The organism is Rhizobium mesoamericanum STM3625 (assembly GCF_000312665.1).
In the GTDB taxonomy this organism is placed as follows: Bacteria; Pseudomonadota; Alphaproteobacteria; order Rhizobiales; family Rhizobiaceae; genus Rhizobium; species Rhizobium mesoamericanum.
Genome location: NZ_HF536772.1, coordinates 1,018,382 through 1,041,073, shown reverse-complemented (window position 1 = coordinate 1,041,073; position 22,692 = coordinate 1,018,382). Strand labels below are relative to the sequence as shown.

The window sequence follows — 22,692 nt, the reverse complement described above, 5'->3', positions numbered from 1 at the left end:
AAATGAGAATGGGCAATTTGAAGCGCCACATGAAGCCCTTGATGGCAGGGTGCTTGTCCTTTGCGATCGGATACACCGGGGTGGCGCCCGGCTTTTTGGCTCCTGTCCTCGGCATAAGCACCGCTTGGGCCAGTGCCGACGGCATCGTTTCGATAACCCAGACGGGTCCTGGTGCTCATCGCAGCCTCAAGCTGGGTTTGAAGAAGGCGATCGTCGTCGACTTGCCAGTCGATGCCCATGACATTCTGGTTTCCGACCCCTCTATGGCCGACGCCGTCACCCGCAGCTCGCGTCGCATCTATCTCTTCGGCAAGACCGTTGGGCAGACGAACATCTTCATCTTTGGTGCCGACGGCCAGCAGATCGTCAGCCTCGATATCGCGATCGAGCGCGACGTCGCGGGCCTGGAAGCCAATCTCCGGCGCTTCATTCCCGACTCCTGCATCAAAGTCGAGATCGTCTCGGACAACATCGTGCTGACAGGCACGGTTCGCACACCCCAGGATGCGGCCCAGGCTGCGGATCTGGCACAAGTGTTTTTGAAGGGCGGCGAAGCAACGACACGTACGGAAACCGCTACCGGTTCGGGCGGCGACAGTTCAGTCGCGCTGTTTGCAGAAAACCGCCAGATATCCCAGGTGGTCAATCTCTTGCAGATTCAGGGCGAAGATCAGGTTACGTTGAAGGTGACTATCGCCGAAGTTCGTAGGGAGGTCCTGAAACAGCTCGGCTTTGATAATTTGGTTTCAAACTCCAGTGGGCTGACGGTCGCGCAGTTGGGCACCCCTTCTGCAGACAATGCAGCGGCACTTGTCGGCGGCGGCCTGGCAGCCCTCTTCAAAAACTCGATCGGGAAATACGATATCTCGACCTATGTCAGTGCGCTTGAGCAGGCAAAAGTAGTCAAAACGCTGGCTGAGCCAACGCTGACCGCGATCTCGGGTCAGGCCGCGACGTTCAACTCCGGTGGTCAGGTGCTCTATTCGACGACGGACAGTGACGGAAACACGACGATCGTTCCCTACAACTACGGCATCAATCTCGCCTTTAAACCTGTCGTGCTTTCTTCCGGCCGCATCAGCCTGGAAATCAAGACCAACGTGTCGGAGCCTGCACCTTCGGTTTCCGGGTCAACACCGACCTATCAACGTCGCTCGGCGGAAACATCGGTCGAACTTCCTTCCGGTGGCTCAATCGCGCTTGCAGGCCTGATCCGTGACAACGTCTCACAGACCTCGAACGGCACGCCAGGTGTTAACAAGATCCCCCTGCTCGGCACATTGTTCCGGCAGCGCACAGTCGAGCGTGACGAGACCGAGCTTGTCATCATTGCAACGCCCTATCTGGTCCGCCCGGTCGCGCGCAATCAGCTCAACCGTCCCGACGACAACTTTAGCCCGGAAAACGACGCTGCGGCTTTCCTGCTCAATCGCGTCAACAAGGTTTATGGCGGCCGCGAGACACCCGTTGCCAACGCTCAATTCCATGGCTCCATCGGGTTCATCTACAAATGAGCGCGGCAGCAATGGCACAACACAGAGATCAGTCAATGGCCAACCAGCAGAACACAGCGCATGAATCCCGCCTTTCGAAGTCGCTGCTGACTGCGGTCGCCGTGACGGTCGCCTTGCTTTCGGGCTGCGCCTCCCACGACGACCTGACGACCGGTGGAATTCCCGACGACTATCGCCAACGCCACCCAATCGTTGTTGCTGAAGCCGAGCAGTCGGTCGATCTCCCGGTCGCTTCGACGGACCGCCGCCTTAACATCGCCCAGCGTGACATGATCCGCGGCTTCGCACAGAACTATTTGTCGCGGGCCACCGGGCCGGTCTATCTGTTGACGCCCGAGGGATCGCCGAATGCAGCCGCCGCGCGTCAGCTACGCGGCCAAGTGCGCGCCGAACTGTCGGCTCGCGGTATCGCAAGTTCCAAGATCGTCAACAGCAGCTACGCAGCCACCGGTCCGGGCGACGCCGCGCCCATTCGCCTGACTTTTCTCGGCACGACGGCAATGACGTCGCAATGCGGTCAATGGCCAAGGGACATGATCAACGATTTCAGCAACCAGAACTACTACAATTTTGGCTGCGCAACGCAGAACAATCTGGCTGCACAGGTGGCGAACCCGGAAGACCTGATCGCGCCCCGCGGCATGACGCCAATCGATGCGACGCGTCGCAACGCCGCGATCAAGGAGTATCGCGAGACGTCGAGCACGATCGAAGATGTCACCGGTTCAAGTACGTTCTGATCAGGGTTGGGCCGAACAATGAGCACCGTCGAATACGAGATCAAGAACACCACCGAGCTGCGGAATGCCGAGGAGGCGATCCGGATGGCCGAGCTCGAGAACATGCGGCCCTTGCCACGCATATCGGTGCACGCGTTCTGTGAGAGCGAAGAATTACAGCGCGTCATGGAGCGTTGCAGCCAAGACCGCCGCATGTCGAAGGTTGGTCTGCGCATCACGAGTGGGGGTATCGCAGCCGCCGCCAACATGTTCGCGACGGCGCCGACTCCAAATCTGATCATTCTCGAAAGCAAGGCGGGAGCAGCGGGCCTGCTAAGTGAGCTCGCGCCGCTCGCCGCCGTTTGCGACCCCTCCACCAAGGTCGTTATCGTCGGTTACTACAACGACATCGCGCTTTACCGCGAACTCGTGCGCAACGGTATTTCCGAGTACATGGTTCAGCCAGTCGCCATGCCTGACATCATGATGGCGATGGCCGCGATCTTTGTAGACCCCGATGCGGAGCCACTCGGCCGCAGCATCGGTTTTATCGGCGCAAAAGGCGGGGTAGGCTCTTCGACGATCGCGCACAATTGCGCGTTCGGCATCTCCAACCTGTTTTCGACAGAAACGATCCTGGCCGATCTCGACCTGCCCTACGGCACGGCCAACATCGATTTCGACCAGGACCCGACCCAGGGCATTGCCGAGGCGGTATATGCGCCCGATCGCTTGGATGAGGTATTTCTCGACCGCCTGCTGACGAAGTGCTCCGAGCATTTGTCTTTGCTTGCGGCCCCCTCCCTTCTCGACCGCGCTTATGATTTCGAGGGGCAAGCGTTTCAGCCTGTTCTCGACGTGTTGCAACGCAACGCCCCCATCACGGTCCTCGACGTGCCGCATGCCTGGTCGGAATGGACCCGCTCTGTGCTTGCGGCCGTTGACGAGGTTGTCATTTGTGCATCCCCCGATCTCGCCAACTTGCGCAACGCCAAGAATATGATGGATGCGCTTCGCAAGTTGCGGCCCAACGACAAGATGCCGCATCTGATCCTCAACCAGGTCGGCATGCCCAAACGGCCGGAAATCAGCCCCTCCGACTTCTGCGAGCCGCTGGAAGCCGAGCCGATCGCGATCATCCCGTTTGACGCCAACCTCTTCGGCAATGCGGCCAACAGCGGCCGCATGATCTCGGAGATGGATGCGAAGTCGCCAACCGCGGAGACATTTTCGCAGATATCGCACATCGTGACCGGACGTATCGCGGTCAAGAAGGCCCGCAAGGGCGGGTTGCTTGGCCTGCTGAAGCGCAAATGACGTTCGCCAAGATCGGATTGGAATAAGGCATGTTCGGAAAACGCGGAAACGAAGGATTTGGCAAGGCGGGAGGGGCAATCGCACCACCTCCGCCGGCCCAGCAGTCCTTGCCTTCGGCACCTGCTGTTCTGGTTGAACCGCAGCGCCAGCAAGTTCCGCCGCCGCCGATGCAGACGCCGCAGCGCAAGCGCCCAACCCGTACCGATGAATACTACGATACCAAAGCGCAGGTCTTTTCCGCGCTGATCGATACGATCGATCTTTCGCAGCTTGCCAAACTCGACGGAGAAAGTGCGCGCGAAGAAATCCGCGATATCGTCAACGACATCATCACGATCAAGAACTTCGCGATGTCGATTTCCGAGCAGGAAGAACTGCTCGAGGACATCTGCAACGACGTTCTCGGTTACGGTCCGCTCGAACCGCTGCTTGCCAGAGACGACATCGCCGACATCATGGTCAATGGTGCCGGCCAGACCTTCATCGAAGTCGGCGGCAAGACCATCGAATCCGAGATCCGCTTTCGCGACAATTCCCAGCTGCTTTCGATCTGCCAGCGTATCGTTAGCCAGGTTGGCCGCCGTGTCGACGAATCAAGCCCGATCTGCGACGCCCGTCTGCCCGACGGCTCCCGTGTCAACGTCATTGCGCCGCCGCTCGCCATCGACGGGCCCGCACTCACAATTCGTAAGTTCAAGAAGGACAAGCTCAACCTCGAGCAGCTCGTTCGCTTCGGTGCCATCACGCCGGAAGGTGCGACACTGCTCCAGATCATCGGCCGCGTTCGCTGCAACGTCGTCATTTCGGGAGGTACCGGCTCGGGCAAGACGACGCTGCTCAACTGCCTTACGCGATACATCGATGCGGATGAGCGCGTCATCACCTGCGAGGACACGGCCGAACTGCAGTTGCAACAGCCGCACGTGGTGCGCCTGGAAACCCGGCCGCCGAACATCGAAGGCGAAGGCGAGATCACCATGCGCGACCTCGTCAAGAACTGCCTGCGTATGCGTCCAGAACGGATCATCGTCGGTGAAGTGCGCGGACCGGAGGTTTTCGACCTCCTGCAGGCCATGAACACCGGCCACGACGGCTCCATGGGGACGATCCACTCGAACTCGCCGCGCGAATGCCTCAGCCGTATCGAGTCGATGATTGCGATGGGCGGTTTCACGCTACCGGCGAAAACGGTACGTGAGATCATCGCCGGTTCGATCGATATCATTGTCCAGGCGGCGCGCCTGCGTGACGGCTCACGCCGTATCACGCAGATCACCGAAGTGATCGGCATGGAAGGCGACGTGATCATCACCCAGGATCTGATGCGCTACGAAATCGAGGGCGAAGACGCGTCCGGCCGGCTGATCGGAAGACACAAATCGACCGGTATCGGCAAGCCCCATTTCTGGGATCGCGCACGCTACTTCAACGAAGAAAAGCGCCTTGCCGCCGCGCTCGACGATATGGAAGCGAAATCCAAGGATTAATGAGATGTTCGGGTTCGATCCTGTCGTGTTGGCCATTGTCGTGCTTGCCGCCATCGCGGCGGGTGCCGTTTGCTATGGCATTCTCTTCGCGCGGATCGAGACCGAGAAGAAGTCGGCAAACCGCGTTAACCGTGTCGTTTCGGCTGAGGCCGACAAGGCGAGCGTCAAGGCGGCTCGTGACCGAGTCCAGGAAATGTCGAAGCGTCGCAAATCGGTGCAGGACAATTTGAAGGACCTTGAGAAACGCCAGCAGGAAAACACCAAGAAGAAGCTGTCGTTGAAGTCGAGACTGACGCAGGCCGGCCTCCGGATCACACCTGGGCGCTTCTATGTGTTCAGCGCTATTTTCGGCCTTGTCCTGATGTTCGTCGCTTTCCTGGCGGATGCACCTGTTATGGTCGTGCTCGGTCTGCCCATCATTGCCGGACTTGGGCTGCCGCGCTGGGTACTCGGCTTTCTGATCAAACGGCGTCAGAACAAGTTCCTCGCCGAGTTTCCCAATGCGCTCGACGTCATCGTGCGCTCGATCAAGTCTGGCTTGCCATTGAACGACGCCATCCGGCTCATCGCCAATGAGGGCAAGGATCCTGTGAAGAGCGAGTTTCGCCGTGTCGTCGAATCGCAGCAGGTCGGTCTCAGTGTGCCGGATGCCTGCGCGCGCATGAGCAACCACATGCCTTTGCAGGAAGTAAGCTTCTTTGCGATCGTCATCGCCATCCAATCGCAAGCGGGCGGGAACCTTTCAGAGGCTATCGGCAATCTCGCGAAGGTTTTGCGCGACCGAAAGAAAATGAAGGCGAAGGTGAAGGCACTGTCGATGGAAGCCAAGGCTTCTGCCGTCATCATCGGCGCCTTGCCTTTCATCGTCGCCACACTCGTCTACCTGACATCGCCCGAATATATGCTGATCCTGTTTACCGACCCGCGGGGCCATCTGATCATGGGCGTTTCGGCGGTCTGGATGTCGATCGGCATTTTCGTCATGCGCAACATGGTCAATTTCGATATCTGATGGAGACGGGCGATGTCATCTGATCTCGCGAGCAAACTAACAGACCCCTCGATGCTGATTGCGGTGCTCGTCGCCATCGCTGTGTTCGCCAGCCTGTATACGATCGCTGTCCCATTCTTCGAACGTGGCGACCTCAACAAGCGAATGAAAGCCGTGTCGACGGAGCGCGAATTGATCCGGGCCCGCGAACGGTCACGAATGAACGCCGATTCCGCCGGAAAGAGCTCGCTTCGCACCCAGAACAACCGATCTGTCCGTCAGATCGTGGAAAAATTCAATCTTCGCGAGGCGCTCGTCGATGAAAATACGATGAACAAACTGCGCGCCGCCGGGTTCCGCTCGGAAAATGCGCTGAATATATTCCTCGTCGCGCGCTTCGTGCTGCCATTCCTGTTCTTCGGCCTCGCGGTCTTTTGGGTCTTCGGTCTCAATCACCTTGCCGACAAGCCGACGCCGATGCGCTTTCTTCTGACGCTTGGCGTTGCCTATGTGGGCTTCTACACGCCGAATATCTTCATTTCCAATCGGATGTCGAAGCGGCAGCATTCAATCAAACGCGCCTGGCCCGACGCGCTCGACCTGATGCTAATCTGCGTCGAGTCGGGTATTTCGATCGAGGCGGCCATGCGCCGCGTCTCGGAAGAACTCGGCGAGGCTTCCCCGCCGCTGGCGGAAGAAATGATCCTGACGACTGCCGAGCTTTCCTTCCTTCCCGACCGACGGGTTGCGCTGGAAAACCTCGGGCTGCGTACACAGATTCCATTGGTGCAGTCCGTTACGCAGGCACTGATTCAGGCCGATCGCTACGGCACACCGGTTTCGCAGGCGTTGCGCGTATTAGCACAGGAAGGCCGCGACGAACGCATGAACGAGGCGGAGAAAAAGGCCGCCGCACTGCCGCCGAAGCTTACGGTGCCGATGATCCTGTTCTTCCTTCCCGTGCTGGTCGCCGTTATTCTTGGCCCCGCCGGCATCCAGGTGGCCGATCGCTTCTAGCCTTCCATTTCCGCAGGGCTGGCCATCTCTGCCCATTGCGCTTAGGTTGCGCGACATCTCCACAGGCCAGCAGGAGCCGTTGATGTCATCCCTAAGCATCTTCCTGAGTATCATCGCTGCTCTCTTCATCGGGGCGATGAGCCCAGGCCCAAGTTTTGTTCTCGTTTCCCGCATTGCCATGTCGCGGTCACGTCTGGACGGGCTTGCGGCGGCGCTCGGGATGGGCGTTGGCGGCGTTGCCTTCAGCGTGTTGGCGCTCGCTGGATTAACAACGCTGCTTTCGCATTTCGGATGGCTCTATCTCGGCCTGAAGGTGGCTGGTGGGGCTTATCTCGTCTTCATCGCCTTCAGAATCTGGCGCGGCGCGCGAGAGCCGCTCCACGTCGGTGATGCGGGAAGTGATCGTCGGGCACTCGGCCGAAGCTTTACCACCGCCCTCCTGACACAGATCAGCAACCCAAAGACAATCGTTGTCTATGCAAGCATCTTTGCTGCGCTGCTACCCAAAGCCGTTCCGCTTGGTCTCTTTCTTGCAGTGCCGATTGGCGTCTTTGCGGTTGAAGCCGGCTGGTACGCGGTTGTGGCGCTCGCATTTTCGGCCACACACCCGAGACGGCTTTACCTCGCTGCCAAGACATCGATCGATCGTGTGGCCGGGACAGTCATGGCTGGCCTCGGCGTGCAACTCGTCACCTCCGGGTTGGCCGGCCGCTGAGGTCAGTTGGTGCTGGTGGGGGCGCTACTGCCGCTATCCTTGGCCGCGAGCTTTTGCCAGGAGTTCTGCTGCGATAGCATCGAGCGCAGATAGGCGACATTGGCATCGGCCTGCTGCTGCGAAAGCTCTCCACGCGCAATCTTCTCCGCCTCAGGGAACCGGCCCTGAAGACCAATGACGAGCGCGAGATTCTGGCGAACCCGACTGTCGGCCGTGGACTGCCCTGCCGCCTGGCGCAAATAGGTCTCCGCTGTCCGGAGGTCACCGGTCAGCACATAGGACATGCCGAGATTGGACAGGATCGATGCTTCGCCCGGCTGTATATCGAGTGCTTCACGGTAGCGTTGGCGCGCTTCGGCGGAACGACCAAGCTGATCGAGGATCGCGCCCTCGGCCGATGTGAGCTTCCAGTCCGGACGATCAGGGGTCTGAGCGCGACCGATCGTATCGAGGGCCTGCTGCCATTGGCCGGCCGCAGCCTGTGCTTTGCCGTAGGCCGCCAGCACGGTTCGATCGGTCGGATTGGCAATGGCAACCTGCTGCATGACCGCAAGCGCCTGGGCATCGCGGCCCTGCATGCGCAGGAGGTTCGCGTAGTTCACGCCGTTCACGGCATCGCGTGGGTTCTTTTCGTACGCCTGTCCAACGCGCTCGGTCGAGCTGCGCAGTTCTGCTTCATCCATCGCTTCGACCGGCTTGTTGAGTTTCGGTATGGATCCCGTCGTCATCCGGTCCGTGGTCGTCGTGCATCCGGCAAGTGCCAGCGCGACGAGCGCGATCGCAACGCCCTGAAAAATGCGGGTTCTAAGTAAAGTACAGGCCGAAGCAGGCATCGTGCGTCCCTGAGATCCGAAATCGGCGTCTGACCTCAAAGCGGAACAGGGAAAGGCTTTGACGCAATCTTCACTCCAGCAATAGTCTGTTAACCCTAACGGACCGTTAAGACGCGATTCCCGGACGCCCCAGAGGATACTCATGGCACCTTATCAGTTCATCGAGAGACCCACCCCCTTCAACAGCAAGGGCGGCTCGACGCTGCCGATCTTTGCCGTCACCCCCGCGCATATCGAAACCGGCACGATCGATCCAATCGCGCTCGATTGGGCCAAGAAGGCGGGCTACAAGGCCGAGAGCGGCTCGTTGCTGCTGATCCCGACAGAAGATGGTCATCTTGGTGGCGCGCTGTTCGGGCTCGGCACCAATCCATCTGAACAACCCTACATCACCGGCAAGCTTGCACGTACTCTGCCCGCCGGCGACTGGCATATCGAAACGGCGCCGCTGACGGCAAACCGCCTCTCGCTCGGCTTCGGCCTCGGTAGTTACCGCTTTGACCGTTATAAATCGGAGAAAACTTCGGCTCCGACGCTCATGATCCCGCGCGATGCGGACGGCGCGGATATCAAGCGACAGCTAGCCGGCGTTTTTCTGGCACGCGACATGATCAATACTCCGACGAATGACATGGGGCCGAACGAACTGGAAGCAGCCTTCCGCGGCCTGGCGGCTCACTATAAGGCTGAAATCAATGTCGTCAGCGGCGACGACCTCCGCCAGAACTTCCCGCTCGTTCATACCGTCGGCCGTGCCAGCACGGACGCGCCACGTCTGCTCGAATTGCGTTGGGGCAAGAAGGGGCACCGCAAGATCACACTCGTCGGCAAGGGCGTCTGCTTCGATACTGGCGGCCTCGACATCAAGCCGGCGTCCTCGATGCTGCTGATGAAGAAGGATATGGGCGGCGCTGCAAACGTCATGGGCCTTGCGCTGATGATCATGGACGCCAAGCTCAAGGTCGATCTCAGGGTAATCATTCCTGTCGTCGAAAATTCGATCTCATCCAATGCCTTCCGTCCGGGCGACATCTACCGGAGCCGCAAGGGGCTGACGGTGCAGATCGACAATACCGACGCGGAAGGCCGGTTGATCCTCGCCGACGCGCTTGCCTATGCGGATGAGGATGCGCCCGACCTCCTTATCGACATGGCGACGCTTACGGGTGCTGCCCGCGTGGCACTCGGTCCCGACCTGCCGCCCTTCTTCACCGACGACTCCGATCTTGCCCAGGACCTGATCGAAGCAAGCCTCGAGACGGATGATCCCCTGTGGCGGCTGCCGCTCTATGCCGGCTACGAAAAGGATATTCGCGCAAAGTTCGCCGACATCACCAATGCGCCGGCGGGCGGCATGGCCGGTGCAATAACCGCTGCCCTGTTCCTCAAGCGCTTCGTCTCCAACACCACGAGCTGGGCGCATTTGGATATTTACGGCTGGGCGCCTTCCGAACGACCGCATTCTCCTGGCGGCGGCGAGGCGCAGGCAATTCGTGCGCTCTACCACTACATCCGGCAGAGCGTTCGCTAAGCGACGATCGTTAAAATTTTATTCACCGTGACGGGCGGCAAACCTGCCGCCCCATTGCGTCGCACGATTCACTGCCGGAAAATGGAACGCGGGTGTAACGAGTTTCCGGAGGACCCATGCCGATCGAACTGACGGCTTCGCAGGCGTTGGGCCTGTGGCATGGTGTGACGCTCGATCAGGTGAGGCTTGACGATCGTGATTTGACGTTGCGCCAAATGGCGATCCTGCTGCATATCTATCTCGTGCCGCCGCCGCATACCGTACGCGGCCTAGCGGCGACGCTCAATGTAACCAAGCCTGTCATTACCCGGGCACTTGATACAATGGGCGATATGGGTCTGGTCGATCGTGTCCGCGATGAACGCGACCGGCGAAACGTCGTGATAAAGCGCACTGTCACTGGTGCGCTCTATCTGGAAAAGCTTGGCGATCTGGTGCGCGACAAGGGCCGCCACCTGACGCCGTGAAAGGGATACAATGACGACGCTTGATCGCCGCCTGCATGCCTACCGACCGGATCTTGCCGAGGCGGGTCTGGAAGGACATGTGGAAGCCCTGCGGTTCGTTTCTGGCACGCCGGCTCGTGTAACCGTGCCGGTCATCGGATTGCGGCCCGAGCCGGATATCACCAAGGGAATCGATACCGAACTACTGCTGGGCGAGGACGTCGCGGTGTTCGACCGCGCCGAGGGCTGGTGCTGGGTCAAGGCCGCCTCCGATGGCTATGTCGGTTATCTGCCGGAAACCGCACTTTCGGACGCGGGTGCGGAGCCCACGCATGTCGTCACGGCTCAGCGGACGTTCCTCTATCTCGAGGCCGAGCTGCGCAAATCCTACAAGAGCATACTGTCCATGGGCAGCAGGGTCCGGATTGTCGGGGAAGCCGAAACGCGCGGCAACCGCTATGCGATGCTGGAAGATGGGACGGCGATCTTTGCCAAGCACGTGCAGCCGATCGCGGTTGGCCAAGGCGGAGACTATGTCGACGTCGCAACCCGGTTCCTGGAAACCCCCTATCTTTGGGGCGGCCGGTCCGGACTTGGCATCGATTGTTCGGGCCTCGTGCAGCTTTCGATGCTGATGACGGGGCGAAGCGCGCCGCGGGACACCGACATGCAGGCGGCAACCCTCGGGGAGTCGATCGACCGATCCGAACTCCGCCGTGGCGACCTGGTTTTCTGGAAGGGTCACGTTGCCGTTCTGGAAAATCCGGAAACGATCGTGCATGCCAACGGGCACACCATGACCGTTGCCCGCGAAAACTTCGAGGATGCCATCAAGCGCATCGGCTGGCTGTACGAGCAACCGACGGGTTACCGCCGCCCGGTCATCTGACCGGCGGCTTCGGCCACGACCTCACCCCGCCTGTCCAGTTCTCAAAGGCCTTCGACAGCCTCAACACAAGCATATCATCGAAGCGCGGACCGACAATCTGCAAGCCGATCGGCATTCCCGATCGCGAGAAACCGCAATTGATCGATGCGGCGGGCTGCTCCGACATGTTCCACGGCACCGTAAAGCAGATGTGTTCGAAGGGACGCGCGGGATCGTTGGTCGGCGAAGCCCATTCCGCCGGATAGGAAACAATGGGGTTGGTCGGTGAAAGTACGGCATCGACCCTCGTGAACAATCTGCCGCAGCTTTTGCGCATCTCGATCGTCTGATTGAAACCCCTGACGGCATCGGCGCCGCTGATGGAGGCGCCGCCCTCGGCCCATTTGTAGACGTAGGGCAGAATCTTGCTTCGACGCTCCAGGTTCAAGTTCTCGATATCGCCCCAGAAGCGGGAACGCCAGAACGTGTCCAACCCGTCGAGCATTGCCCGCGTCATGACGGGGGGAACCGGCAGGACAATTGCGCCCGCATCCTCAAATCGCTGACCAGCCGCCTCGACCGCCGCACGCACCTCGTCGTCGACTGCAAGGCCGCATCCGGCATCGAGCATCAACCCGATCTTCAGGCCGCGGAGATCGATATTGAGGTCCATCCAATCGATATCGTTCGGGGGCAGGCTGGTGCCGTCGCGCCAGTCCGGACGCGAGAGTGTCGCCATTGCAAAGGCGGCATCCTCGACGGTTCGCGTCAGCGGTCCGGCGCAGCGACCGACATAGAACGGATCGACCGGAATCCGGCCATGGCTGGGCTTGAAGCCAAAGGTGCCTGTCCAGCCGGCCGGCAGCCGCACCGAGCCACCGATATCGGTACCGACGTGCAGAGGTCCGTAACCCGCCGCCGCTGCTGCAGAGGCGCCGGCGCTCGAGCCTCCGGGATTCTTTGACGTATCCCAGGGATTGCGGCTCAGATGATGGAAGCTAGAAAGGCCCGAGGAAAGCATTCCGTAGTCCGGGCACGTCGTCTTCGCAAAGAGCACCGCGCCGTCTTCGCGCAATCGTGCCGCCGCAGGAGCATCCTCTGTCGCAGGCGCCAGTTCGGTGGCACTGGTCCCGAGCGGCACTGGCTGCCCCTTGGTGGCGATAAGCTCCTTCAGCGTCGCCGGGATACCATCGAGGATGCCAACTGTCGTCCCCCGCATCCAGCGCTCCGTTGACGCTTTTGCCTGCGTGCGCGTCGCCTCCGGATCATAGGCGTAAAGGGCACAGATTGTAGGCTCCCACGCCTCGATGTGCCGTTCCAACGCCAGCCAGTACTCGAGCGGGGACAGGCTTCGATCAGCGAAGCGCTGCCTCAGTTCGCGGATGGTTAAATCGGTTTCGGACATGGCATTGTCATCCGGGCCTGTAGTTCGAAGACTAACGACGGTTCGCCTCGCGAGGATCGAGCATGTCGCGGAGACCGTCGCCGAGCATGTTAAATCCGAAGACGCAGAGCGCAATTGCAAGCCCTGGCAGGATAGCCAACCATGGCGCAACCGCTAGGTAGGTTTGTGCGTCGGCAAGCATTCGACCCCATGTCGGCGCTGGCGGCGCAATGCCGAGACCAAGGAAACTGAGTCCGGCCTCCGTCAGCACCGCCAACCCGAGCTGGATCGTGACCTGGACAATGATCTGGCTCATGATGTTCGGCAATACATGGCGGACGGAGATTGTGAAACGACTATTTCCGATCGCGCGAGCCGCGAGCACATAGTCCCGGCTCCAGGCTTGGAGGGCTGTCGCCAACGTGACGCGGGCAAAGACGGGAATCATAAAGGACGCAATGGCGATGATGGCGGTAAGCCGGCCCGGGCCAAGAAAGGCCCCCAGCATCATCGCCGAGAGGATCGGCGGAAGGGCGAACACAACATCGCAGGCACGCATCAGCAGAGCTTCGAACGGCCCTCGAACGGCCGCCGCCGCTACGCCGGCGACGGAGCCGAGCATCCCGCCCATCGAAACGGCGGCAATGGCGATCGATAGAGAATTCCAGCAGCCGACCATCAGCATCGAGAGTATGTCGCGGCCGAACTGGTCCGTCCCGAGAACGCCGAATGCCAGAGGCGGCTGCAGCTTGTGGACGATTTGCATCTTCGCCGGCGGCAGCGGTGTCCAGACCAGCGACAGAAGCGCGACGGCGACCAGGAATGCGATGATACCACCGCCGACCATCAGATCAGTTCTCCGGCTAATTTTAAAACGCCGCCGCGGGGCCCTCATTTGATCGGAGACAGTGGGCGCCATTTCAGTCGCCTTTCCGCAAGCGCGGGTCGATTGCCAGATAGGAGAGATCGACGATAAAATTCATGACGACGACAAGCGCAGCGAAGAACAGTACAACATCCTGCATGACGATGATGTCACGTTGCGAGAGCGCCTGATATGCAAGGCGGCCAAGGCCCGGAAGGTTAAAGACGTTTTCGACTAGAACCGCGCCTGCGACCAGGAAGGTGAACTGCAGGCCGAGGATCGTCAGGACGGGAACCAGCGCATTCGGGACAGAATGGCGCCACAGGACCCGCCGCTTCGACAGTCCCTTGGCAACCGCCGTTCGGATGAAATCCTCGTGGAGGGATTCCAAGACGGCAGAACGCGCTACACGCGTCAGGACGGCGGCCTGCGGCAAGGCAAGAGCTATCGCTGGCATAACAAGGGCCCTGAGAGCGCGCCAAATGCCGGCATCCCACCCCGGGAAGCCTCCGGCTGGCATCCAGCCGAGTGCCGTCGAGAAGAGCATAATCAGCAACAGCGCCACCCAGAAGCCGGGAACGGCGATACCGATCTGCGAAAATACCAAAGCCACGGCGTCCGGTAGTCTATCGCGGTGCGCCGCCGCAAGCGCGCCCAGAGGGAGGGCGACGGCGATGGAGATCGCGATTGCCATCAGTGCCAGCGGCAGCGTGACCGCCAGCCTATCAAGGATCAGCCCGGCCACCGGCACGCCGTAGGTATAGGATTGACCGAGATCGCCCCGGATTACGCCGGCCAGCCATTCGCCATAGCGCCACAGGAGCGGCAGATCGATGCCAAGCTCGTGGCGAAGGCTTGCGAGCGTTTCCGGCGACGCCGACGTACCGAGCATGATGGAGGCCGGATCACCAGGCAGAAGGTCCATCACGACGAAGATGAGCAACGAAACGACAGCGAGTGTAGCGATGAGACCAGCGAGGCGACGGGACAGAAGTTTTATCATTTCAGGTCCGGTTCTATTCGCCGCCTCGCCATGTCACTTATCCGCAATCAGTCTTCCCAGGAGACGTTGGTGAGAACGTTCGAGGGAATGGGCTCGTTCTCCCAGAGACCCTTCAATTTCTTGTCCCAGACGCCCAATTTGGGCATGACGAAGAGATAGAGCGCGGGTACGTCCTCGGCCAGAATCTTCTGAGCCTCACCGTAGATCTTCGCTTGCGCCGCCGAATCCGGCGTTTCCTGCACCTTCTTCATCAGCTCGTTGAAAGCCGGATTCTTGTAGTTGAAGTAGTAGGGGTCACGGGCGTAGATGTCGATGTCGAGCGGCTCGGCGTGCGCAACGATCGTCATCTCATAGGCGCGATCCTTCATGATATCCTGCACCCACTTGGCCGGAAACTCGGTCGGCTCGATGTTCATCGTCACGCCGATTTCGGCGAACATCGCCTGCATGACCTGCGCGGTGCGCGGCGCATAGGCCATTTGCGGCGACTTGATCGTGAAGGTAAAACCATTGGGGTAGCCGGCTTCGGCCAGCAACGCCTTGGCTCTTTCTGGATCATAAGGCAGAACGCCGGTCAGATCGAGATAGCCCGGGTCATTCGGTGTGTAGTGGCTGCCGATTGGCGTGCCAAGCCCCGACCATGCCCCGTCGACGACGGTCTTCCGGTCGATTGCCATCATCAGCGCCTGACGCACGCGCTTGTCATCGAACGGCTTCTTCGCATTGTTCATGCCGGCCACGACCTTGAGCTCGGTATTGCCGATCTTGGTCGCTAGCTTGGCGTCGCCGTCAAACGAATTCATCAACTCGGGAGCCGCGAACTCAGGAATGGCGTCGACATCCCCCGACTTCAACGCCGCCGCCTGGGCCTGTGGATCGGCGATAAAGCGGAAGGTCACCTTGTCGAGCTTTACCGCGAGGTCCTTGTTCCAATAGTCGGCGTTCTTCTCTAACTCGACCTTGTCGCCCTTCGCCCAGTTCACGAACTTGAACGGCCCGGTGCCAACAGGCGTCGTCTTATCCGCGGCCGCAGACTTCGGGCCCACAATGACGGAGGCCGGCCAACCGAGCCAATAGAGGAGACTTCCAGTCGGTGCGGAGAGTTTGAGGACCAGCGTCTCCGGGTCGGGCGTTTCGATGGAAGCGATCGAAGCGAAAAAGCGCTTTTGCGGGTTCACCGAACCGGCACCGCGGGCGCGATCGAGCGCGAATTTCGCTGCGGCGGAATTGAAAGCTTCGCCATCATGGAATTCAACGCCGGTCTGTAGTTTGAACGTATAGGTGAGACCGTCTGGAGAGACCTCCCAGCTTTTGGCGAGCTGCGGCTGGATCTTGCCTGCCTCGTCGATCCTTACAAGGCCCTCGAAAACGTTCTGCCAAGTGACCTGGCCGATCGCAACAGGGGCTGCGATCGTCGGATCAAGGCCAGCCGGCTCCACCGTCATGCCAAGGGTCAGTGTGGTCTTGGCGGCTTCCGCCGGGGTAAGACCCAGCAAAACGAGGCCGACGGAAGCGGCCGTGCCAAGATAGAGACGTCGAACCAGCCGCATCGATGACGCGAGCGAAACCTTCATCATTCTGGTCCCCTGTCGGTAGCCCCTATTGGCATAGATGCTGACCCTGCCTCGCTGCAATCCCTTCAGGTCTTCGATGAGCTGGCCGACGTGATCAAGTTCGCGCAGCGTCGGTCCCACGCACCCCGCGAGCAATTCCCGATCCGCCGTTGGTTTCACCCCACGGGCGCTGCGCTCCGCAAGCGGTGCGACAAACTGATATTCCAGGTTCTCGATCTGCCGGCTTATCGCTGTCGGCGCAACGTTCAGATTCTCCGCAGCCTGGCGCATGGAGTTGGTGCGCACCAGTTCGTCGAAGTTCATCAGGGCACGGATCTGCATGTCAGGGTCTCCGTCGCTTCAGGCAGTATCGCCCTGTTTAGGCGATGTTGCGCGATCCGGGTAGCGGGTTCGCCACGCCTGTTGCGCGCCAGCGACCGGGAGTGCGGTGGCCTCGTAGACTCCACGTGCGATGGCGCGCGCCATCACAGTCGTGGCAAAGTGGCAAAGCTCCAGGAAAGCAGGAAGATCCGGCCGCGGCTTTTTGCCCGTAGAGGCGGCAAAGATCGTGTCTCCATCTAGCGGCAAGTGAGCCGGGAGCAAGGCGCGCGCGAAGCCATCATGGGCCATGATTGCCAGGCGATGGGCCTCCTGCTTCGTCAATTCGGCATCGGTGACGATGGCGCCGATCGTGGTCGCCGCGGTGTTCATGCCTTTCAGCCGCACGCAGGTGTCAGCGTCAGAGATCGGAGAGGGCAAGCCGAGGCCGCCAAACTCTGCATTCTGCTCGAACGGTGCTGACCAGAAATGCGGCCCCTCGCCCACAGTCGCCGAACCGAGCGCATTGACGGCAACGATCGCGGCGATCTTCAGGCCGGTGTTGGTCACGGCACTTGCCGAACCGAGCCCCCCCTTGAAGCTCGCTGTGGTCGCTCCCGCGCCCGCGCCAATGGTTCCGAGGGCAAAGCGTCCCTTGGTCGCTGCCTTGAAAGCTTCGTAGCCCATGTCCCGATAGGGCGACTGCAGGCCCCAGTCTTTGTCACCACCGTTGAGAAGGTCCATCAAGATTGCCTGGGGAACGATCGGCACCTTCACATCTCCGACTGGAAAGCCTCGACCGGCTTCCCGAAGACCTGCCTGAACGCCGCCCGCTGCGTCGAGACCGAAAGCCGAGCCGCCGGAAAGCACGAAGGCATCGACAGCTCCGACCGTCATTGACGGATCGAGAAGGGCGGTATCACGACCGCCGGGAGCGCCGCCCAGCACCGCACCGGAGGCGGTGGCAGGCTCGTCGAAGACAATTACAGTCACGCCTGAGCCGAGCTTAAAATCCGTCGCGTTTCCGACCAAGACGCCTTCAATGTCGGTGATCAGATTGAGCACGCGCGCCATCCTTATTTCTTCAGGTGCGCGCGATAGGACCGCAACGGCGATCAAAAGACAAGACCGGCCTCACCTTTGGGTAAGACCGGTCTGAAAATCTGTCGGGGCTGGCTAGGCCGTGCCCTATCCTCTCAGGCGTGGATGGGCTTCGGGTGACGGCGGGTCATCAGATCATGGATGGCGAGTTTCACTTCCGCCGGCGAGCTGAAATGTTGCTCGTCCAGATCGTGAACGTGAAACTTCACTGCGATGAACTTCAACCGGTTCTCATCCGGGATGACGATCCCGACGGGAACGCCTGCGTACTCGATTACTTCTTTTTTCATGCGTAGAACTCCTGCCGCGCGGCGTGCGCTGGCGATGGCGAATTGACTTGTCTGATTCCGTTAAGGGTTGACGAAGGTCACATTCGACAGTTCGGGCGGGAGAGGGCGCCCGGACGGTCATTGCCAAGCACGGTTCGCCCAAGGAAATTGGCGAGAGTATCGATGTCGCTCATGTCTCATTCCTTTCTCTGGCGTTGCGCTTGTTTGAGGCCCTGGCATCTCCGGGGCCGGCGATGACTGCGCTATTAATCTACTTCATTTGTAGACTATAGTTCACAGCCTATCAGAAACATATTCCGAAACGTGTCAAAATATCGACCATTCGGAAAATTTCATTCCATCATGCTCGAATTGGCTGAAAAGAACCCTATCAAGTCTTTGTGCAATTCGCGTGACAGTCCGAAACTCTCTTTCGATCACGGAGCAGACATAGGAAGTGCCGCTGATTCCGGCAATGGCGCATCTGCCTAAAAAACGCAAAGCCGCGAAATGAACGAAATGGTTAACGCCGCTATAGGCAGCCTACCACCCCTCCGATAGCACCTTTTCCAGCATCTCGACGAAGAAATCGGCGCTCTCGGCTGTCAGGCAAAGAGGCGGCTTGATCTTCAATACATTCAGATGATCGCCGGTCGGCTGCATCAGGACACCAAGATCGAGGAGGCGGCTGCAGATTGCCGCGGTCTCTTGCGTCGCCGGCTCCAGCGTCGTCCTGTCACGGACCAGCTCGAGGCCGAGATAAAGCCCCATGCCATGCACGGCGCCGACGATCTGATGGTGCTCAATCAGCGCCACCAAGCGGCCCTTGAGATAATCGCCAACGACGCGTGCGTTCTCCTGCAGCCTTTCGTCGGCCATGATATCAAGCACAGTCATGCCAGCCGCACAACTGACCGGACTGCCACCGGCGGATGAGAAGAAATAGCCTTCCTTCTCCAGGGATTCGGCAATAGCCCTTGTCGTGATCACGGCGCCTAGCGGATGTCCGTTTCCCATGCCCTTGGCGATCGTAATGATATCGGGAACAACCCCTTGCTGCTCGAAGCCCCAGAAATGATGGCCAAGCCGCCCGTAGCCCACCTGCACCTCGTCGGCGATGCAAACACCGCCACGAGCTCGAACCTGGCCGTAGACCGCCGTAAGGTAACCGTCCGGAAGCGATATGCCGCCGGCGTTCCCGTACACCGGCTCCGCGATGAAGCCAGCCAGGCCCTCGCCCTTTGCATCGATCGCCTCAAGAGCAGCAAAGACCGCATCCAGATAGCCGGCGGCTGATTCGGAACCGCGGAATGTGCCGCTGTATGTATTCGGCGAGAGAACAGCATGCACCCAGGCGGGCCGTGTCGTCAGAGCCTGCGGATTATCGGCGATCGACGTTGAGACAGCGTCGCTCGCGACCGACCATCCGTGATAGGCCTCAAGCAGGCACAGTGTGTGCCGAGCGCCGGTGTGCGCCCAGGCAAGCCGCAGCGCGAGGTCGTTCGCCTCTGACCCGCTGTTGACAAGGAACACCGTGTCCAGCCCTTCCGGGGCAAGCGACGCAAGCCGCTCCGAAAATTCGGCAATGGCGCCATAGTGGAAGCGTGAATTGGTGTTCAGCCGCAACCATTGCTCGCCGATCGCTTCGGCTAGGCGTGGGTGGCCGTGACCAAGAATGGTGACGTTGTTGAGCATGTCGACATATGCACGGCCCTCGACATCAAACATATGTTCCTTCCAGCCGCGCTCGATTTGCGGCGGCGCCTCGTAGTAGTTCTTCTGCGGCTTTGCGAGATGAGCCTGCCTGAGCGCAAACAGTTCCGCCGAAGCCGGCCTTGGCGCATTCACGTCGGGACCAAGAAGGGCGGCTGGGGACGGGCATAGTTGCGACCAAGCGACCGCTTCCCGCGGGGCGCAAAATAGCGGGGGTTCTGTACCCTGCAGGGTGGAAAGCTGAACGCGCAGTCCGCCGAGAGAACCGTCTTCGCCGGACACGGTCCCGATCGACTGCCCGGCTTCCACGTCGGCTTCATCCTCAAGCAAAGGCTCAACTCCATCGAGATGAAGGTTGATTCCCTCGCCTACGAGAATGAAATGATGGTTCTTCCAACTTACCTTCCCCGCGAACGGAGCGGCAATCACGCTGCCGCCTGCCAGGCAAATGTCGGAATGGAGTGTGAAGGTTGACGGCGGTGCGGCGCTGCGGAGCTTCGAGCGCGACAATCGGTGTTCGCCATAGCGCGTCGCAGCGGTGCCGGTCTCGGCCGCCGCACGGGCAAGCAGCCGCCAATCAATGTCGGCCTGCGACCAGTTGCCCGCGGTGAAATGCGGACTCTGGACACCGAGATCGACGAAGGAAATGGTAGCCGGGTCGATATCCGGCAATAGCGGCTGCCAATCCTCCGTCAAGAGGGTGGCGGTTTCGATGCCAACCGCGTTTAGGACAGCAATCTCCATCAGTTCGAACGGAGCGGATACCGCCGTGTCGAATATGCGGCGCTCGGATTCGAGATTGCCGCGAACATAGTCGTTCTCGGGGTCGATCGAGATCTGCTGTTCGCTGCTGGCGACGAGAATGACAGCGCGAGCAACGACCAGCGGCCAGAGAGCGCGCAGTTCCTGTTCGGTCAGCGGATAGACTTCGTGATACGCCTTTACCGCGGGAAGAATGTAGAGCGGATCGCCATCAGCCTGATGCAGTAATGATGCGCAGGTGACCGCGAGATCGCCGATCAGCCAGCCGCGGATGATATCGCCGAAATCGATAACGCCGTCCGGAATCAGGTGGCCCTTGTCGTCGCGACGGCTGACGACGTTGTCGCCGGTCACGTCATGATGCACAGCCTGGAGGCGCAAGTACGGCGCGAGGGGTTGGATTCGCCGGACCGCCGATACCATGGTCTTAGCGATTCGATCTCGTGCGGCGCTGTCGGTGATCGCAGATAAGAGTTGCACAGCGACCGGGCCGGCGCGGCGCAGGTCCCATTGCAGGCTGCGATCGAGACCCGGATGCGAAAAATCGGCGAGCGACTCGGCCAGGCGCGCGCAGAGGGCGCCAAGTGCCGCGACAGATTCCCTCGGCAAATGCTTGGGATGGGTGAGCCCCTCGCCTTCCAGATACTCCAGCAGCCGAACCTGATAGGTCTGATCGCGGACGGTGACCGCGACGATGTGCTGACCGTCGGTCGACGGGATGACCCGCGGAACCCTTGGTGCCCCCACCTTTGTGCTGATGTGGTGGATGGCCGCGTTCTGTGCCTCAAGCTCCAATGTCGCGTAGGCCACATGGCATATTTTCAGGACGTAGCGCCGCTCATCCGTATCCAGACGATAGTTGCGATCCTGCTGGCTACCGAGCTCGGTGATCGCCCCCGACAAGCCATAGCGTGACTGAAGAATGTCGCCGGCTTCCGCGGCCGTCACATCAGGGCGTGGCAACGTCGCGCGATCGACAAGCGTCTCGTCAGTCATGGCATCCCCCGCGGCATGATTCGAATTTGCAGACTAAGCAGATAATCGAATCCGTGCTACCGGCAAGCGAGGAGATCTTACTCACCCAACGGGCAAACCCGCCGCAGCGATCAGCCCATGCGCTCGGAGGCGTAGCTGCCCGGGCTTGCCGGGAATACGATCGTGCGGTTGCCGTTCAGGAAAACCCGGCGGTGAATATGCGCATGGATGGCGCGGGCCAGCACCTGGCTCTCGACGTCGCGGCCGATGGAGACGTAATCGTCGGCGCTTTGGGCGTGGGTGATGCGGGCCGTATCCTGCTCGATGATCGGACCTTCATCGAGGTCCGCCGTCACATAATGCGCCGTGGCGCCAATCAGCTTCACGCCGCGCTCGTAGGCCTGCTTGTAGGGATTGGCGCCCTTGAAGCTCGGTAGGAAGGAGTGGTGGATGTTGATGATCCTGCCGGACATTTTGCGGCACATCGCATCGGAAAGGACCTGCATGTACCGGGCAAGTACGATCAGTTCGGTCCCAGTTTGATCCACGAGGTCGAGGAGCTGGGCCTCGGCCTGCGGCTTGTTTTCCTTCGTCACCTTGATGTGGTGGAACGGAATATCGTGGTTCACCACGACCTTCTGATAATCGAAATGATTGGAGACCACGCCGACAATGTCGATCGGCAGCGCGCCGATTTTCCAACGGTAGAGAAGGTCATTCAAACAGTGGCCGAAGCGCGACACCATCAGGAGGACCTTCATGCGGCTGGCGCCATCGTGGATTTCGGCGTCCATTTCAAACTTCTCGGCGATCGGCTTGAAGCCTTCTTTCAGCGCCGCAAGGCCAACGCCTTCTTCTGAAAGGAAGCTGACGCGGGTGAAGAACATGCCGGTATCGAGGTCATCGAACTGCGACGAATCGACGATGTTACAACCCTGATCCGCCAGGTAATTGGCAATCGCCGCAACAATCCCGCGCGTCGACTTACACGTCACCGTCAATACATAGCTCGTCATCTGTTCCGTCCTTCTGGCGCCGCCTGCCGGCTGCTTAGATCAAAGCGAAAGTCACGGATAGGCCACCGCGCCTTCATTCATGCAACTATTTGGAGGAGAAACCTTCAAAAGCTTGCAGGCTCCTCGTGTTCCTCGTCGACATCAACTTACGGCAGGGTTTGCAAAACTCCGTTCCGCTTGCGTCGTCAAAACGCGTATCCCCGCCGTAGCGGCATTGTGGGCCACCTTGCCGGCGAAGTCACATTTGCGAGATGGCGGCTAACGGAGCGAACACTCGCTTGATACGTACCGCCGT

General features: G+C 60.2%; 19 protein-coding genes. 10 read left to right on the top strand and 9 right to left on the bottom strand.

The annotated features are described in order from the left end of the window. The first annotated feature begins 2 nt into the window (after nucleotides 1-2). From BN77_RS05000 to BN77_RS04970, 7 genes are all read left to right on the top strand, one after another. Entirely contained in the window at nucleotides 3-1,514 is a 1,512-nt protein-coding gene (locus BN77_RS05000) for a type II and III secretion system protein family protein (protein WP_425280172.1), read from the top strand. 35 nt (nucleotides 1,515-1,549) lie between these two features. After that, complete coding sequence (locus tag BN77_RS04995; RefSeq protein ID WP_007529121.1) at nucleotides 1,550-2,254, top strand: CpaD family pilus assembly protein; 705 nt, start codon at nucleotides 1,550-1,552, stop codon at nucleotides 2,252-2,254. Between the two features lie 18 nt (nucleotides 2,255-2,272). Further along, on the top strand, nucleotides 2,273-3,550 hold the full coding sequence (locus BN77_RS04990; RefSeq protein WP_007529120.1) for a CpaE/TadZ family protein: 1,278 nt from the start codon (nucleotides 2,273-2,275) through the stop codon (nucleotides 3,548-3,550). Nucleotides 3,551-3,579: 29 nt separating this feature from the next. Next, nucleotides 3,580-5,037: a TadA family conjugal transfer-associated ATPase gene (locus BN77_RS04985; protein ID WP_007529119.1), complete on the top strand. Its 1,458-nt coding sequence runs from the start codon at nucleotides 3,580-3,582 to the stop codon at nucleotides 5,035-5,037. 4 nt (nucleotides 5,038-5,041) lie between these two features. Next, nucleotides 5,042-6,049, top strand: coding sequence for a type II secretion system F family protein (locus BN77_RS04980; RefSeq protein ID WP_007529116.1), 1,008 nt, complete (start codon nucleotides 5,042-5,044; stop codon nucleotides 6,047-6,049). 12 nt (nucleotides 6,050-6,061) lie between these two features. Next, entirely contained in the window at nucleotides 6,062-7,045 is a 984-nt protein-coding gene (locus tag BN77_RS04975; protein ID WP_040676752.1) for a type II secretion system F family protein, read from the top strand. 82 nt (nucleotides 7,046-7,127) lie between these two features. Next, nucleotides 7,128-7,760 carry a LysE family translocator gene (locus BN77_RS04970; RefSeq protein WP_007529112.1) on the top strand — a complete coding sequence of 211 codons (633 nt, stop codon included), beginning with the start codon at nucleotides 7,128-7,130 and terminating at the stop codon, nucleotides 7,758-7,760. Between the two features lie 2 nt (nucleotides 7,761-7,762). Here BN77_RS04970 and BN77_RS04965 read toward each other — a convergent pair whose 3' ends face one another. After that, the gene (locus BN77_RS04965) at nucleotides 7,763-8,593 is read right to left on the bottom strand and encodes a tetratricopeptide repeat protein (protein ID WP_007529111.1); all 831 of its coding nucleotides are present in this window, start codon (nucleotides 8,591-8,593) and stop codon (nucleotides 7,763-7,765) included. 142 nt (nucleotides 8,594-8,735) lie between these two features. Between BN77_RS04965 and BN77_RS04960 the strand changes: the two genes are divergently transcribed. The 3 genes from BN77_RS04960 to BN77_RS04950 all read left to right on the top strand — a co-directional run bounded on the left by BN77_RS04960 (nucleotide 8,736) and on the right by BN77_RS04950 (nucleotide 11,459). After that, nucleotides 8,736-10,124 (top strand): leucyl aminopeptidase, encoded by a 1,389-nt coding sequence (locus tag BN77_RS04960; protein WP_007529109.1) that lies wholly within the window; start codon nucleotides 8,736-8,738, stop codon nucleotides 10,122-10,124. Nucleotides 10,125-10,240: 116 nt separating this feature from the next. Further along, entirely contained in the window at nucleotides 10,241-10,591 is a 351-nt protein-coding gene (locus tag BN77_RS04955; RefSeq protein WP_007529107.1) for a MarR family transcriptional regulator, read from the top strand. A 10-nt stretch (nucleotides 10,592-10,601) separates the two neighbouring features. Further along, nucleotides 10,602-11,459 (top strand): C40 family peptidase, encoded by an 858-nt coding sequence (locus BN77_RS04950; protein ID WP_007529105.1) that lies wholly within the window; start codon nucleotides 10,602-10,604, stop codon nucleotides 11,457-11,459. On the opposite strand, the gene BN77_RS04945 is transcribed toward BN77_RS04950, so the two are convergent. The 8 genes from BN77_RS04945 to purU form a co-directional block, all read right to left on the bottom strand. Further along, nucleotides 11,452-12,843 carry an amidase gene (locus BN77_RS04945; RefSeq protein ID WP_007529103.1) on the bottom strand — a complete coding sequence of 464 codons (1,392 nt, stop codon included), beginning with the start codon at nucleotides 12,841-12,843 and terminating at the stop codon, nucleotides 11,452-11,454. The genes BN77_RS04950 and BN77_RS04945 overlap by 8 nt on opposite strands. Before the next feature lie 31 nt (nucleotides 12,844-12,874). Beyond that, on the bottom strand, nucleotides 12,875-13,741 hold the full coding sequence (locus BN77_RS04940) for an ABC transporter permease (RefSeq protein ID WP_040676748.1): 867 nt from the start codon (nucleotides 13,739-13,741) through the stop codon (nucleotides 12,875-12,877). 1 nt (nucleotide 13,742) lies between these two features. Then, on the bottom strand, nucleotides 13,743-14,690 hold the full coding sequence (locus BN77_RS04935; RefSeq protein WP_007529099.1) for an ABC transporter permease: 948 nt from the start codon (nucleotides 14,688-14,690) through the stop codon (nucleotides 13,743-13,745). Nucleotides 14,691-14,737: 47 nt separating this feature from the next. Then, on the bottom strand, nucleotides 14,738-16,585 hold the full coding sequence (locus tag BN77_RS04930; protein ID WP_007529097.1) for an ABC transporter substrate-binding protein: 1,848 nt from the start codon (nucleotides 16,583-16,585) through the stop codon (nucleotides 14,738-14,740). 18 nt (nucleotides 16,586-16,603) lie between these two features. Then, nucleotides 16,604-17,635 carry a P1 family peptidase gene (locus BN77_RS04925; protein WP_007529094.1) on the bottom strand — a complete coding sequence of 344 codons (1,032 nt, stop codon included), beginning with the start codon at nucleotides 17,633-17,635 and terminating at the stop codon, nucleotides 16,604-16,606. A 122-nt stretch (nucleotides 17,636-17,757) separates the two neighbouring features. Continuing rightward, nucleotides 17,758-17,952, bottom strand: a complete 195-nt coding sequence (locus tag BN77_RS04920; RefSeq protein ID WP_007529092.1) for a hypothetical protein — start codon at nucleotides 17,950-17,952, stop codon at nucleotides 17,758-17,760. Between the two features lie 522 nt (nucleotides 17,953-18,474). Beyond that, nucleotides 18,475-21,402, bottom strand: coding sequence for an aminotransferase (locus tag BN77_RS04915; protein ID WP_007529087.1), 2,928 nt, complete (start codon nucleotides 21,400-21,402; stop codon nucleotides 18,475-18,477). 110 nt (nucleotides 21,403-21,512) lie between these two features. Next, the gene (gene purU / locus BN77_RS04910) at nucleotides 21,513-22,397 is read right to left on the bottom strand and encodes a formyltetrahydrofolate deformylase (protein ID WP_007529085.1); all 885 of its coding nucleotides are present in this window, start codon (nucleotides 22,395-22,397) and stop codon (nucleotides 21,513-21,515) included. Nucleotides 22,398-22,692 lie beyond the last annotated feature (295 nt).